Genomic DNA, 15,353 nt, shown 5'->3' with positions numbered 1-15,353 from the left:
TCCCTTACTCATGATGATTATATAAATGGAACAGTCACTATTCCGTCAGGAGGCACTTGATGCAGCCAACCGTGGAAACCTGGGCATTGTGGCACTCTATTGCCCACCTTATCGCTGGTTAGTTATTTCCGTTGTAGTGCTGATCACTGCCGCGACAGCGCTGTTTTTTATATTTGGCAGCTATACAAAATATGAATCCTCTACCGGAGAACTGCTGCCTAAAAATGGCATGCTGATCATTCCGCCCCCCGTAAGCGCTACGGTGGTCGATATTCCGGTAAAAGAGGGCCAGCATGTTGAAAAAGACGATGTGCTTATGGTGTTGTCATCAGAGGTTTCAACACAGTTAGGTCAGACTCGTCAGGTTATTGCCGAGAATCTGAAAGGCCAGCGTGAAAGGCTTCAGCAGGATCTGGTGACGCTTGAAAAGCTTCATCAGGTTGAAATGAAGGGCCTGACCGACACTATCGCCAGTCTGAAACTGCAGCAGGAGCAGCTGAAGCTGCAACTGACACACCGTCGGAAACAGGTTTCCCTGGCGAAAATGCAGTTGGACAAGCTGGAAGCCATGCACAACGAAGGGTATGCCTCAAGCCGTCAGATGGAAGAGCAGGAGTCTAATCTGCTCGATAGCCAGGCGCGCTACCAGGAATATCAACGTCAGCTGTTGGACATCTCGCAAAAAATTGTTCAGACCGAGCAACAGCTGCATGAAAAACCGCTGGATGACGAGAAAAAGCGTAACGATATCGAGCGCCAACTGGCTGATAACCGTCAGTCGATGGCTGAAAATGAAGCGCGCCGCTCGTTTGAATTACGTGCGCCTAAAAGCGGGTATGTCGGCATGATTATGGTCAAAAATGGACAGATGCTCACCGCCGGTCAGTCAGCCATAGCAGTTTTGCCAAGCAATACTGAACTGGTCGCCCGCATCATGGTAAACACGCAGTCCATTGGTTTTATCCAACCGGGACAGCGGGTGGTGCTGCGCTATAAAGCGTTTCCTTATCAAAAGTTTGGTCAACAGTATGGAAAAGTTATCGAGGTTTCACGCACCGCTCTGTCTCCTCAGGAAGTCACTACGTTAACCGGCAAAAACAATATTCAGGAACAGCAGTACCGCGTGCTGGTCTCCCTGGACAAACAATCAATTACTGCTTATGCGCAGAATGAAAAACTCAAGCCGGGTATGGCGCTGGATGCCGATTTTATCGTCGACAAACGTCGTCTTTATGAATGGGTGCTGGAGCCAATTTTTGCGCTTGGACACAAAATCTCTCTCTGATTAAAAGGTCTGTTCTGTGTTGTTATTAGAGAAACTCAATTTTAAATGGTTTAACCGCCTGCCGATGATTCGTCAGTCACAGGCGACGGAATGTGGTCTTGCTTGTCTGGGGATGATTGCCAATTATCACGGTCATGAAATCGACATGATCACCCTGCGTCGCAGGTTCGCAACGTCGCTTAAGGGCGCAACACTTAGTGATGTCATTGCCATGGCACAACAACTCAATATGAGTTCCCGTGCGTTACGCGTTGATATGGAAGAGCTGTCTAAATTACGCATGCCCTGCATTCTGCACTGGGAATTGAACCATTTCGTTGTGCTAAAAAAAGTGCGTGGCAATAAGATCACGCTTCACGATCCTGCACGCGGCATTCGGGAACTGACATTTAAAGAAGCATCACCGGCGTTCACCGGCGTTGCACTGGAGCTGGTTCCCTCCTCCACTTTTGAGGTCAAAAAAGAAAAAGAAAGCATCTCGATGATGAAGCTGGTGGGCAGTGTGACAGGGGTGAAATCTGCCTTTGCCCAGGTGCTTATCCTGTCCATCGCTCTGGAGCTTTTCGGCGTACTCTCCCCCTTCTTTATGCAGTGGGTGATGGATATGGTGCTGGTCTCCGCAGATTACTCACTACTCTCCTTGCTCGGGATCGGCTTTATCATGATTGCGTTGTTTCAGACCATGATTACAGCGCTGCGCTCATGGGTGATGAGCTGGTTCTCAAGCCAGCTCAGCGTGCAGTGGACGGTCAATGTCTGTCACCATATGTTAAAGCTGCCACTTGAATGGTTCGAATCCCGTCACGTTGGTGACATTCTGTCCCGCTATGGCTCGCTGAACACCATCCAAAGTACGCTGACCAGCCGCTTCATTAGTACTGTGCTGGATGGGGTAATGTCGATCGTGACAGTAGTGATGCTGTTTATCTATAACGCTAAGCTTGCCTGGCTGGTAATTGGCCTTTTTGTCGCCTATGCACTGTTACGCTTCATGGCTTATGATCCTGTTCGCCGCGCCAACGAAGAGCAAATCATCAGTTCAGCCCGCACGCAATCTTCATTACTGGAAACGCTTCGCGGTATCCAGGCGGTAAAAACCAATAACAAGCAGGTGCCTCGTCTCTCCGCCTACATGAATTTCCTGGTGGATACGACCAACAAAGGCATTGTGATTCAGAAGCTTAACATTTTGTTTGGTTCCGCCCAGGGATTGCTCACTTCTGTAGGCAGGGTCGTACTGGTCTGGCTGGCTGCGCTGCAGGTACTGGATGGCAACTTCTCTGCAGGTATGCTTACCGCCTTTATTAGCTTCTCAGATCAGTTTATGAGCCGCGGTGCAGGTCTGATCAACGCCGTAATCGACTTCAGAATGCTGCGTATGCATGGTGAACGACTGGCCGATATCGTGTTGTCAGAAACTGAAGTCAGCTCAGAAGCCAGTCCGGTACTGGTGAGTAAAGATACGCATGATGAGACAGAAACGCCGCAGGATATCAAACTAACGGATATCCGCTTCCGCTATGCACCTACCGAACCCTGGGTAGTAAATGGTGCCAGTCTGGAAATTAAGGCTGGCGAAAGCGTTGCGATTGTCGGCCCTTCAGGTCAGGGAAAGACCACCATGGCCAAAATCATTCTGGGTCTGCTGCACCCGGAAGGTGGAACAATCACCGTGGGCGGAATGGACATTACCCAGACAGGACTTGAACACCATCGTAACCGCATCGGCTGTGTTATGCAGGATGACATCCTGTTCTCAGGCTCGATCAGTGAAAATATTAGCTTCTTTGATAATAATCCTGACCACGCAAAAATTACCCGTGTAGCACGCCTGGCGCAAATTCACGGCGATATCATGAAAATGCCGATGAACTATCAAAGCCTTGTCGGTGATATGGGATCGTTTCTCTCTGGCGGGCAGCTGCAGCGTATTCTGCTAGCTCGCGCCCTCTACCGCGAACCAAAAATACTGGTACTGGACGAAGCAACCAGTCATCTGGATATCTATAACGAAGCGCAGATAAACAATGCAATAAAGCAAATGAAAATCACCCGAATCATGATTGCACATCGCCCGGAAACCATAAGAAGTGCAGATAAAATCGTCCTGTTAAATAACGGTACGCTCAGTGAAGTTACCGCAGAGCAGTTATTTGGCCAGACAGAAAAAACTAAAGAAATGGAGATTACACATGGATAAAAATATTTGTCGGTTTAGCGAAGGTATGATTACTTTACCGGAAGGCTACTGCGAGCGAACCCTGAACACGCTGGCGGATCCCCGTTCAGCGATGCCACCCGTCACTATTTCTCGTGATAAACTGGCCAATCACAACAATCCAGAAGAATATATCAGCAGCCAGCTCGCTATTCTGCAGAGACAAATGAAAGACTGGCAACAGCAGGCAAATCAACCCGTGGTGTTGGGCAATAATCTGAGCACAGGCATCATGATTACTTATGATTTTCTGCGCCCGGATAATATCCGGCTTTATCAAAAGCAGGCGATTTTCACCTTAAACCTGGAGGATGTATTAATTTTCTCTTTGTCAAAGGCTGCCCCCCTGACCGATGAAGAAATTCAGCTGTTTAATAATATCCTGAAGAGTTTCCAGAGCTGGCCCTGATACTTTTCCTCAGCAAAGCCTGACGACATAACGTTAAAAGAAAAACCGGGCAGGATAAACCCTTCCCGGTTTCATGCATTCTGAACACCGCTAAATTAGCCGTTTACAGAGCTTAGTAACGCTGGCAGGTAAAGAGATAGGAGATCGGCCCACCGATAATATAGGTATTTTTATCAATCTTATCGACATCCAACTGCAGATGCGTTGGATCCAGCGTGATCTCTGCTAACAACTTATTAAAGATGACATCAGGGGTAGTATCAGTATTCGAAGTGACAACTTTGCTGATCTGATACTGGTAAGTATCATCGGAAATTTTAGCGCCATTGATTAATGCAACCCTTCTGTTAAGAATAGTAACACCGTCATTGCTCGTTGCCTGCCCATTCAGCAACAGATAGCCTGAATCCTTTTGATCAAAACGTAAATCCTGGGCAACAGCGAACTCAATTCGTTTATCGTCATTACGACTGAGATCGTAACGGCTAAATGCTGAGCAGCGAAAAGGAAAATCTTTGGCCTGATGTGTTAAGTAATAAACCCCTGCAAAAGTCACCATTAATAGCGCAGCCAGCATGAAGATAATATTAATACCAATGCTCCGCTTCATCCCATTCTCCAGTCAAGATAATAAAAATTGTCGCATGAGATGATATGACCATCGCTATTAATTTTACACGATGAAAGAATCGTTCTTCCGAAATTCTTAGTAGTAAAAGAGGTGTTTTTATCAAAAATAATCCGGTGACCCGCATCGCAGGTTTGATTATTTTCCCTTAGAATTTGCACTATTTGCTTACCCAATGCCTGTCGTTCAACCTCATCCAGACCCTGCAATAATACTGCTTCGCAGCCACCTTCAAGTTTTATTGAACTCATTGGAATAATTTGCTCGTCAGGACGCGATACCGTGAAATACCAGAGCACCATGCCCAGCATTATCAGAGCAACAGAAGCAAACCAGTATCGCCGGGTGACGTTAACGGACGTAGCTGGCAGCTGATTACCGGGCGGAGTGGCAGGCAGGACAACGTTTTCAGCAGACCCTTCAGTTATACTTCCTTCCGATATGTCATCAGTTAAAACTTCCGTCACCCCCATGACCGGGGCTGATTGACGTTCAATTTTAATATCGGTATTCAGGCGTATACCAATTTTCGGGATGGTGATAATCAGATTTTCACAGCCATAAGCCGCGAGTGCCCTGCGCACAATACTCAGATATTGATTCAGATTACTATTCGATCCACGCAGGCCATATTTATCCCAGACCTCGGTCAGTAACGTATCACGCGCCAGTATTTCTCCCCCGGAATTCAGTAACTGCTCAAAAAGCCGACCTGAAGAAATACTGAGGCTCAGCGACTCCTGAGTAGGAATGTGGCTAAGCGTGCAGTCATCAGAATTGTAAGAAACCTGATCATCGATTATGTAAATCATTAAGAAATCACTGAATTTCCGCTCATTTATCGACAGTATAATTCAGCTTATATGAAGAAGCACTACAGACGCGTTAATCAGGCGATTAAGGAAATTTTTACAGATTAGCCAGCAGAACGGGCCGGGCAGAGTGCGTCACTGCCCGGCAGCTGGCTAATAATTTAAGAAACGACGAAGAATCATAAAGTTAGCGGCGATTTTTATGGCTGATTAGCGGCAGCAAACTCCGCATAATTACTTTGTGTAATGGTTTTATAGGGGATCCAGTTCAGTGATTCGACTTTCTGTTTATCCAGTAACGCTTTCACGACTTTCACAGCGCCTGTCGCCTGCCCTTTCGCATCCTGGAAAATAGTCAGCGTCATCTTTCCATTTTTGACGAACTGCTGGCCATCTGGCGTGCCATCGATCCCGGCAACCAGAATGTGGCTGTTTTTCGCCTGATTCAGCGCCATAATCGCCCCGATAGCCATTTCATCATTATTGGCGGCGATTGCATCGATTGGTCGCTGATTAAGCAGCCAGCCCGAAACTACGTCTACCGCTTCATTACGCTGCCAGCGTGCAGTCTGTTTTTCGATTACCGCCATTTGCTTATATTTAGCGATCACCGCTTCAACGGCACGCGTCCGTTCCCGCGCTTCTTCATTTGATAATGCGCCCATTAAAATGGCGACATTGCCCCGATAGTTCATCTGTTTTGCCAGCGCTTCCATCTGCATCTCACCCCCCAGGGCAGAGTCAGAACCGACATAGGCCATACTGGACGGTAATTTCACTTCCGGTTTACGGTTAACAAACACCAGCGGAATGCCCGCCGCTTCTGCCGCTTTCACCATCGGCAGTACGCCCTGTGTATCGACCGGGTTGAGAATAATGGCATCCACGCCCTGATTGATAAAATCTTCAACCTGCTGTACCTGAAGAGCTACATCCCCTTTGGCATCGACGAACTGCCCATCCATTTTCAGCGCTTTTATCTCACCCACCATCTGCGTCCGCAGAATCGATACGAAGTTAAGATCGAAATTAGCCAGTGCGACACCGATTTTAGGTGTTTTAGCCCAGGCGGTAACGCTGATCATCAGGCTGAGCAGCAGTGCTAACATTTTGGTTTTCATCGCGTAATCCTGTAGGGTTTATTATTGATAGAACCGCCGGGCAACAGGCAAATACCCGGCGGCAGAGCTCACAACGTAAAGTGATCGCGGAACTGTGCCAGGGCTGTTTCGCTGTCGCCTTCGGCCCAGCCCTCCAGCGCAACGACGCCGCAATAGCCGACCTGCTCCAGCGCACGGGCAATGGCGCGATAGTTAATTTCCCCGGTCCCAGGCTGCATGCGCCCCGGCACATCAGCCACCTGGATTTCACCGATAGCGGGGCCGCAGCGTCGTATCAGCTCTATCAGGTTGCCCTCTCCAATCTGGGCGTGATAGAGGTCCAGATTCATCTTCAGTGCCGGGCTGTTGACCGCTTTGACCAGCGCCAGCGTATCGGCAGCCCGTGCGAACGGTGTACCCGGATGATCAACTGCCAGATTCAGGTTTTCGAGAGTAAATACCCGCCCGGCCTGCTCGCCGAGCGCAGCGACACGCCGCAGGGTGTCGGCCGCTTTAAGCCACATCTCACCGGTAACCACCTCAACCGGACGAACCGCCTGGCCGTGAGCATCCAGCCCGGTGCCATGCAGATTCAGGCTCGGGCAGTTCAGACGATCTGCAATCGCCAGTGAGGTTTCTGCGCTATGCAGCAACTCTGCAATCTCATCATCATCAGTCAGGTTACCGTTGAGGTAGCCGGTCATGGAGGTAAAACGCGCACCTGTCGCCACCAGCGCGTCGATATCTTTGTTGGCCCAGTTCCAGATCTCCACGCCAAATCCCAGCGCATGAATCCGCTCAACACGCGCGATAAAAGGCAGTTCGAGAAACACCATCTCCGCACAGACTGAAAGCTGATAACCGGCCATTAGCGTTCTCCCAACAGAATGGGTTTGCGTTGCTGCACCGATTCAATACAGGCCAGCGCAATTTCCAGCGCGTTACGCGCATCAGTGCCAGTAGCGCGCGGCGTGTCACCGTGCAGAATCGCGCGGGCGAATTCTGCCATTTCAGCAACATAGGCCTCACGCAGCAGATCGGTATCCATTCGAGACGTTGCGATGGCAATACCCTCGGCGTGATAGCGCACACAGTTGTCCTGATTGATGTTGCCCGCCTGCAGCATACCTTTACTGCCAAACACCTCACCGCGAACGTCATAACCGTAAACTGCCTGGAAGTTGGCTTCCGCAGTGGCAATGGCACCGTTATCAAAGCGGATGGTCACCACCGCGGTATCAAGTAATCCCTTATCTTTAAAATCGGGACGCACCAGCGCATCAGCCAGCGCATAGACCTCAACCGGCCGGGAACCCGGATTGAAGTGCAGCAGGGTGTCGAAGTCATGGATTAAGGTTTCAAGGAAGATGGTCCACTGCGGGATCGGGGCCGGATCGCGCAGGCCAGGGTCGCGTGTCACCGAACGGCTTAGCTGGGTGGTGCCATTGGTGCCTGCTCTGACAGCTTCAATAGCTGCGGCGAAGCCTGCACTGAATCGACGATTGAAGCCGACCTGCAACACAACGCCCGCATCCTGTGCGGCGGCAATAGCCCGATCTGCCTCATCCAGCGTTACCGCCATCGGTTTTTCGCAGAACACGTGCTTGCCAGCCCGGGCTGCAGCGATCACCAGTTCGGCGTGAGTGCGAGCCGGCGTAGCAATAGCAACGGCATCGATTTCGCTGTCATTGAGTAACGCCTGGATATCGGTATAGGCTTTCTCCACCCCCAGCCGGTCTGCCAGTTTCTGCGCTGCGCCGGGTTGCAGGTCGGCGACCGCTGTCAGCCGTGCCCCAGGCACCCGCAGCGTCAGATTCTCTGCATGAAAACTGCCCATGCGGCCAGCACCGATCAATCCCACTCGTACTGTTTTAAGGTTCATAACTGCTCCTGTTTTTTGTTGTCAGCCCAGTCAGGCTGAATAGGGTGTCCGGATGTCGCCTGCGCTTTGGCGGCAAAACGACGGGATTTTGAAAGCATCAGCGGCTCGATGTGCTCCAGTGAGATGCCTCGGGTTTCAGGCAGAAAACGTTTTACAAACCAGAAGGCCACCAGGCAGCCAGCGGCGCAGAGCATCAGTGGAAAAGCACCATGGAAGTGATCCATCAGCAAACGGCTACGGTTCATCATCGGGAAAGTCTGAGTAACGATGAAATTGGCGAGATACATCGAAGAAAAGGCGTAGCCCATCGCGACGGCACGAATCCGGTTGGGAAATATTTCAGAGATCAGTAGCCAGGCACCCAGACTCCATGACATACCAAAAATCAGTACGAACGCCACCAAACCCACGACCGGCAGCAGGCCACCGATCTGCGCTATAAAGGCCCAGGCAGTAATCACCAGGCTGACAGCGCAACCCAGCGCTCCCCAGCGCAGCAGACGCGTCCGTCCCCAGCGATCCACTGCGTTCAGACAAAACGCTACTCCGACCAGTAGCGCCAGTCCGAGGAAAATGCTGTGATAGAGGGAGGTCTGTGTATCCGGTGAGATGTTCTGCAGCAGCGACGGTGCGTAATACAGCAGGATGTTGATGCCCGAAACCTGCTGCAGAATCGCAATCGCGCAGCCGATCAGCAGGATGTAACGCATTCTGGCGTCGCGGAGCAGACGGGTTCCCTGCTGACGGGTAACAGAATCCGCGTCCGGCGCACTGATTTCTGCCAGCAGACGCCGCGCATGTTCAGGCGTCGAAAGCCGGGTCAGCACTGCCAGCGCGCGTTCACGCTTGCCGTTTAACGCCAGCCAGCGTGGTGATTCCGGCATAAAGGGCACCAGTGCCAGAAACAGCAGGCAAGGCACCACACCCGACGCCAGCATCCAGCGCCAGCCTTCACTGACTATCCAGGCATGGGGCATACCGCGTGCAATCAGGTAGTTCACCACATAGACCGTGACCTGACCGCCAACCATCAGCATCTGCTGCAGCCCAAGCATGCGCCCTCGCCAGTCCTTAGGTGAGACCTCTGCGATATAGAGCGGCGTAATTGCCGACGCCATCCCGACCGCCAGGCCACCCACCAGTCGGTAAATCACAAAACCGGTTAGGGAATCTGCCAGCGCAGAACCCACCGCAGACACGGCAAATAACAGCGCGGTGATCACCAGTGTAGGTTTACGCCCGATCCGATCTGAGATCGCGCCGACACAGCCAGCGCCGACGATACAGCCGAGGATGACATTTGAAACAGCCCATCCACTTTGCCACGGCGTTAGTGCAAGGTGTTCCGTCAATGGCTCAATAACGCCGGAAATCACTGAGGCGTCATAACCGAGGATCACCCCGCTCAATGAGGCGATGGAACAGATGAACAGCAACAACTTCAGATTATGTTTACGCATAACACCTTAACTTTCCCATTGTTTTTGACAGGTGAGAGTTAGTGTCAGCGTTGCAAAGTGGATGCCAGTTTTAAAGCGGGCTTTTATGTGAACGCGCTCGCAGATGGCACATCAGAATTGAAAATAAAATTTACATGTCAACTTAACATGTCATTAAAATGGACATTCCATCGACCACGAGAGAGTGAAATGCAATCTCTGCATGATTTGCTGCCTAATAAAGAAGAGAGCGATGCCATATTCAGCCTGCCGGAAGGCGGTGATGCGGCACAGTGGGAAGCTCGGTTTGCCCGGGGCTGGCAGGCATTTAGCCAGGGTGAACAGCCGCGCTGGATCCGCCGCAGTATTTTGCAGTCATGGAACCGCTCGCGCGAACATGGCATCGATCCGGTATCTTTTGAGTACAGTGCCTCCGATCCAACGGAGCTGGCCGCCGTTCTGCGTCATAACAGTGAGCTGATTACTGTGGCGCATAGCGTGATGGAGAACCTGCTGGCTTACAATCCCGATGGTCATATCAATCTCACAGATGCGCAAGGCATCGTACTGAGTTTTTGCGGCAGCGACCTGACTCCGGTCGGCAGCATCCTGCGTGAGGAGGTGCTCGGCACCAACTGCACCGCGCGCTGCCTGCGAGAGCAGCGGCTGGTCTATGTACTCAGCGGAGAAAACTGGAAAATCGCGCTGCGTGAACGTAACCGGCAGTGCGCCGCAGCTCCTATCCGTGATGCCAGCGGTCGTATGACCGGCGTACTGACGCTGACCGCCACGCCTGACAATTTCAGTGCCCATACGCTGGGCACCGTGCAGGCTGCCGCAGAGGCAATTGGCCAGCAACTCACCTTACGCCGTCTGCTGGCCGAGCAGCAGTCGATACTGGAGACCCTGAATGAGGGCGTTGTGGTCTGCGACCGTGACGGACGCATCAAAACCCTGAACCGCTACGCTCGTCAGATCTTTGCCGGTATTGATACCGACAACGCCCTGATCGATCAGGTGCTGCAGCCCCAGTCCGGTTCATTGCTCACACTACCCTGCTGTAATGACCGCGAGATGGTGTTCCGCCCCGATGGCAGACCCAGTGTTTCATGCCTGGTCTCGCTGATGCCGGCACCGGACGGCGGTCGCATCCTGTCGCTGCGGGAAAATCAGCGCATCCGTGCCATTACCCGTCGTGTGCTTGGCGTCAGCGCCAGCTATACCTTTGAGATGATTCGTGGTCAGGCACCCACGCTGCAGAAGGCTCTTCAGGATGCACGCGCCAGCAGTCGCAGTGACAGTACCGTCCTGCTGACCGGTGAAAGCGGAACCGGTAAAGAGCTGTTTGCTCAGGCGATCCACAATGCCAGCAGCCGGGCGCATGAGTCCTTTGTCGCGGTTAACTGCGGCGCACTGCCGCGTGACCTGGTGCAGAGTGAGCTATTCGGCTACGTCGATGGCGCGTTCACCGGCTCACGGCGCGGCGGTTCGGCAGGTAAATTTGAGCTGGCCGACGGTGGCACGCTGTTTCTGGATGAAATTGGTGAGATGCCACTGGAGGCACAGACCAGCCTGCTGCGCGTGCTGCAGGAGAGTGAGGTGCTGCGCATCGGAGCGGCGCATCCGCTGAAAGTGGATGTCCGCATCGTGGCGGCAACCCATTGCGATCTGCTCAGTGCAGTGGAACAGGGTGCTTTCCGCCGTGACCTGTTCTATCGCCTCAATGTTATCTCCCTGACCATCCCTGCCCTGCGTGAACGCCAGAGCGACATTTCTGATCTGGTGAATACCTTCATTCACGCCCTGTGTCAGCGGCTGAATAAAACGCCTCCGCAGGTGAGCATTGAAGCAATGAACGCCCTGCAGGCATGGCACTGGCCCGGCAACGTGCGCGAGCTGGAAAATCTGGTCGAGCGGATCGTTAATCTTTGCCAGAGCAGCATCATCGACCTTGCCGATTTGCCGCCAGCGATGGTGACGCGCGCAGCCGAAAACAGACCAGCGGCCAGCAGCCTGTTGCAGGATAATGAACGAGCCTGCATCCTGCAGACCCTTCGCGCGCAGGGGGGTAATCTGCGGCAGTCCGCTAAGCTGCTGGGCATTTCTCGCACGGCGCTCTATAACAAGCTCAATCACTGGAATATTTCTATAGATACGCTGCGCCAATAACCGGCTGGTGGCACTCAGCAACACCAGCATACATTCAGCCCGTTCAAAACATGGCTTTTGATCGCAACAGGGCCTAAAATGTGACCACCCCTAACAGTGGTCACTGAATTTTTTCACCCACCTTTGATCTGCCAGGTTCTGACAATGACTCAATCCGTAACGGAAAATGGCACACGCGGCCCGGCCGGGCACAATGTGCGTGACCAGATTGTCGATGCTGCCATGCAGCACTTCGCGCATTATGGTTACGAAAAAACCACCGTCTCCGATCTCGCCCGTGCTATCGGCTTTTCCAAAGCGTATATCTACAAATTTTTTGAATCAAAACAGGCGATTGGCGAAGTGATCTGCTCCACCCGGCTGGCGATGATTATGCAGCACGTCGAAGTCGCCATCGCCGATGCGCCTGGAGCATCGGAACAACTGCGGCGACTGTTCCGTACGCTTTCCGTCACCGGCACTGAACTCTTTTTTCACGAACGTAAACTCTATGATATTGCCGCCGTCGCGTCGCGTGACCGCTGGCCATCGGCGATGGCGCATGAAGAACGACTGCTCAGCCTGATTCAGCAGATCCTGCGCAGGGGGCGTGAAGCAGGTGAGTTTGAGCGTAAAACCCCGGCTGACGAAGCGGCGGAGGCAATCTATCGGGTGATCAAACCCTACGCCAGTCCGGTACTGCTGCAGTACAGCCTTGATGACGCTGAAGAAGCCTCTGCACAACTGGCAGCGCTGGTGTTACGTAGCCTTGCGCCCTGAACATTGCGCACTATGTGACTATTGACTTATTTAGTCACAAGAGCAACGATAGCACTCTGTCTGGTTATCGCTCAGGATTCTGATGCTGCTAAGCTTATCTCTCTCTGCTCTATTCCATCCCTGCGTTCGTCCATCGCACCATTCTACGCAGGGTCTCACCTTCCGCGCTCAAGGCGTGTATCCATTGTCTGCGGCAGCATTTCAATCACTGTCCGGACTCTCTACGGGAGTAATCCAATGAGTCACTTAGCCTCATCACAACGCATTGTCATTACCGGCGCGGGCATCGTTTCGCCACTGGGTTGTGGCGTTGAAACCGTCTGGCGGCGATTAACGGCAGGAGAATCAGGTATACGTAGCCTTCCCGATACGCTTACTGCTGGCACCGGTATTTCAGTAGGTGGCAGCGTGCCGGGCATCGATGAAGATCCGCTGGCAGGTTACGACCCCGAAGCGTTCATTGCGCCGAAAGAGCGTAAAAAGATGTCGCGCTTTATAGAATTCGCGCTGCTGGCAGCAGAAGAAGCGCTGAATCAGGCAGCCTGGCATCCTGAAGATGAGGCGACGCGTGAACGTACCGCGACGATTATTGCTTCAGGCGTCGGCGGCTTTGGTGCCATTGCCGACGCGGTGCGCACCACCGATGCACGCGGCCCGCGCAGGCTCTCACCCTTTACAGCACCTTCGTTTCTGGCCAACATGGCCGCGGGTCATGTCTCGATCAAACACGGCTTCACCGGCCCGCTGGGTGCGCCCGTTACCGCCTGTGCGGCGGGAGTTCAGGCAATTGGTGATGCAGCCAGGTTGATCAAAAGCGGTGAAGCGGACATTGCTATTTGTGGCGGCACAGAAGCGGCGCTTGATCGCGTCACGCTGGGCTGTTTCGCGGCTGCACGTGCGCTATGTGTGGGCTATGAAGATCAGCCGCACCATGCCTCACGTCCGTTTGATCGTGACAGAAACGGCTTTGTGATGGCCGAAGGTGCAGGCCTGCTGGTGATTGAGTCACTGGCCCATGCCGAAGCACGCGGCGCGACACCGCTGGCGGAGATTGTCGGCTATGGCACCAGCGCCGATGCATACCATTTAACCGCGGGTCCGGAGGATGGCAGCGGGGCTGCACGGGCGATGAGAACCGCCCTGCGTCAGGCGGGCATTAGCCCGGAAGACGTGCAGCATATCAACGCACACGCAACCTCAACTCAGGTTGGCGATCACGGTGAGCTGGCGGCTATTCGCGCAGTGTTTGGCGATGATTCGCAGGTCGCGATCGCCTCAACGAAATCCGCCACCGGCCATCTGCTGGGTGCGGCAGGCGGCGTTGAGGCGATATTCACCCTGATGGCGCTGCAGCAGCAGCTTATTCCGCCGACGCTGAACCTCCATCATCCCGATGAAGCCGCAGGCAATCTGAACCTGGTGGCGCTCAATGCACGTCCCACGGCGCTGACTTATGCCATGTCGAACGGTTTTGGTTTTGGCGGCGTCAACGCCAGTCTCCTGTTGCGTAAGTGGCAATGACTGCAGTGTGACGATTAAGCCCGCGCTGCCAGACACCCTCTTAGCGCGGGTAATACATCGGACGTCCTGAAAAATCATGCACAGCTGTTCCCTGTGTGCCGGGGTTTATCAAAACACCCTCTGTACAACACTCGCTTTATAAATCTGTACCTTTCCTGACAAAATTGCCTCCGCCAGCCCTCCTGCCCTTTTTCTTTCAGCACTACAATTAATCGGATGAAAACAACCTCAGAGAACGTTAATGAAGATTGCAGCTTTCGATATTGGTGGTACCTCTTTAAAAATGGGCGTGATTGATGAGCAGGGAAATATTCTGACCAGTGAGAGTGCTGATATTTCCCATAATTCACGCGACAAAATACTTGATGAGATCCTGGCCTGGCTGGAGAAAAATCCCGGCTGTGCTGGCATCGCCGTCAGCACGCCCGGTTATATTGATGCAGAAGCTGGATATATCGCCATGGGTGGCACCATTCGGGACTTCGACCAGTTTCATCTGAGCCAGTGGCTGACGGAAAAAACCTCACTGCCTGCCACGGTCGAAAATGACGCCCACTGCGCCTTACTGGCTGAACAGTGGCTGGGCAAAGCAAAAAAACTCAGTGATTTTCTGATGTTAACTATCGGCACAGGATTAGGCGGAGCGGCCTTCTGCAACGGCGCGCTGATCCGGGGCGGTCGTAACCGCGCGGGCGAGTTTGGCTGTCTGCTGACTTCGCGCCCCACCAGCAGCAATATTGAACGCCATACCATGAGCCAGAGTTGTACCATGACGGCGCTTCGGGAGAATTACAGCCAGCTCATCGAAAAATCTTCCGACGACGTCACGGGTAAAGATGTCTTTGACGCATACGATCGCAAAGAAGAAGCCGCGCAGCAGGTGGTGAATAAATTCTACCAGGATCTTGCAGCCTGCTTATATAACCTCTTCAGCGTGTTCGATCCGCAGATGATATTTATCGGTGGTGGAATTACCGAGCGGGAACCGTTCCTCGAGGAACTGGCAGAGCAACTGGCAAAATATGATCTTGATATCCGCATTGATACCGCGACCTACGGCAACGACTCCGGCATGTTGGGCGCAACCTGGAATTTCCTGCAGCGTCAGCCAGACAAATAATGGCTTGTAGT

13 protein-coding genes are annotated in these 15,353 nt (G+C 52.8%); 7 read left to right on the top strand and 6 right to left on the bottom strand.

Going from position 1 to position 15,353, the window contains the following annotated elements; genetic code table 11:
- Positions 1–25 precede the first annotated feature (25 nt).
- From OK409_RS22305 to OK409_RS22295, 3 genes are read left to right on the top strand one after another with little or no spacing between them, the layout of a single operon-like run.
- Positions 26–1,285: an HlyD family secretion protein gene (locus OK409_RS22305; protein WP_022624194.1), complete on the top strand. Its 1,260-nt coding sequence runs from the start codon at positions 26–28 to the stop codon at positions 1,283–1,285.
- A 16-nt stretch (positions 1,286–1,301) separates the two neighbouring features.
- Positions 1,302–3,485: a peptidase domain-containing ABC transporter gene (locus tag OK409_RS22300; RefSeq protein ID WP_033786428.1), complete on the top strand. Its 2,184-nt coding sequence runs from the start codon at positions 1,302–1,304 to the stop codon at positions 3,483–3,485.
- The gene (locus OK409_RS22295; protein WP_264367552.1) at positions 3,478–3,912 is read left to right on the top strand and encodes a DUF1795 domain-containing protein; all 435 of its coding nucleotides are present in this window, start codon (positions 3,478–3,480) and stop codon (positions 3,910–3,912) included. Before OK409_RS22300 ends, OK409_RS22295 begins: the two co-directional genes overlap by 8 nt.
- A gap of 112 nt (positions 3,913–4,024) precedes the next feature.
- Here OK409_RS22295 and OK409_RS22290 read toward each other — a convergent pair whose 3' ends face one another.
- The 6 genes from OK409_RS22290 to OK409_RS22265 form a co-directional block, all read right to left on the bottom strand.
- The gene (locus tag OK409_RS22290; protein WP_089415074.1) at positions 4,025–4,522 is read right to left on the bottom strand and encodes a FidL-like protein; all 498 of its coding nucleotides are present in this window, start codon (positions 4,520–4,522) and stop codon (positions 4,025–4,027) included.
- A complete protein-coding gene (locus OK409_RS22285; RefSeq protein WP_154210818.1) occupies positions 4,519–5,352 on the bottom strand; it encodes a winged helix-turn-helix domain-containing protein in 834 nt (277 codons plus the stop codon). Before OK409_RS22285 ends, OK409_RS22290 begins: the two co-directional genes overlap by 4 nt.
- A 200-nt stretch (positions 5,353–5,552) precedes the next feature.
- A complete protein-coding gene (locus OK409_RS22280) occupies positions 5,553–6,473 on the bottom strand; it encodes a substrate-binding domain-containing protein (RefSeq protein WP_033759854.1) in 921 nt (306 codons plus the stop codon).
- Positions 6,474–6,541: 68 nt separating this feature from the next.
- Complete coding sequence (locus OK409_RS22275; protein WP_264367551.1) at positions 6,542–7,321, bottom strand: TIM barrel protein; 780 nt, start codon at positions 7,319–7,321, stop codon at positions 6,542–6,544.
- The gene (locus OK409_RS22270; RefSeq protein ID WP_264367550.1) at positions 7,321–8,334 is read right to left on the bottom strand and encodes a Gfo/Idh/MocA family oxidoreductase; all 1,014 of its coding nucleotides are present in this window, start codon (positions 8,332–8,334) and stop codon (positions 7,321–7,323) included. The genes OK409_RS22275 and OK409_RS22270 overlap by 1 nt, the downstream gene beginning before the upstream one ends.
- Entirely contained in the window at positions 8,331–9,794 is a 1,464-nt protein-coding gene (locus tag OK409_RS22265) for a sugar porter family MFS transporter (RefSeq protein WP_010256816.1), read from the bottom strand. The genes OK409_RS22270 and OK409_RS22265 overlap by 4 nt, the downstream gene beginning before the upstream one ends.
- 189 nt (positions 9,795–9,983) lie before the next feature.
- Here OK409_RS22265 and OK409_RS22260 point away from each other — a divergent pair, with 189 nt between their 5' ends.
- The 4 genes from OK409_RS22260 (at position 9,984) to OK409_RS22245 (ending at position 15,342) form a co-directional block, all read left to right on the top strand.
- A complete protein-coding gene (locus tag OK409_RS22260) occupies positions 9,984–11,942 on the top strand; it encodes a sigma-54-dependent Fis family transcriptional regulator (RefSeq protein ID WP_264367549.1) in 1,959 nt (652 codons plus the stop codon).
- Positions 11,943–12,086: 144 nt separating this feature from the next.
- A complete protein-coding gene (locus OK409_RS22255) occupies positions 12,087–12,701 on the top strand; it encodes a TetR/AcrR family transcriptional regulator (protein WP_010671991.1) in 615 nt (204 codons plus the stop codon).
- Positions 12,702–12,938: 237 nt separating this feature from the next.
- Positions 12,939–14,222 carry a beta-ketoacyl-ACP synthase II gene (gene fabF, locus OK409_RS22250; protein WP_264367548.1) on the top strand — a complete coding sequence of 428 codons (1,284 nt, stop codon included), beginning with the start codon at positions 12,939–12,941 and terminating at the stop codon, positions 14,220–14,222.
- Positions 14,223–14,463: 241 nt separating this feature from the next.
- Positions 14,464–15,342: an ROK family protein gene (locus OK409_RS22245; protein ID WP_010256830.1), complete on the top strand. Its 879-nt coding sequence runs from the start codon at positions 14,464–14,466 to the stop codon at positions 15,340–15,342.
- Positions 15,343–15,353: the final 11 nt, after the last annotated feature.

The organism is Pantoea sp. RG18, from assembly GCF_025910075.1.
Classification (GTDB): domain Bacteria; phylum Pseudomonadota; class Gammaproteobacteria; order Enterobacterales; family Enterobacteriaceae; genus Pantoea; species Pantoea agglomerans.
Note: the sequence above shows the minus strand (reverse complement) of the source record. Positions and strands in the feature narration are given on the sequence as shown.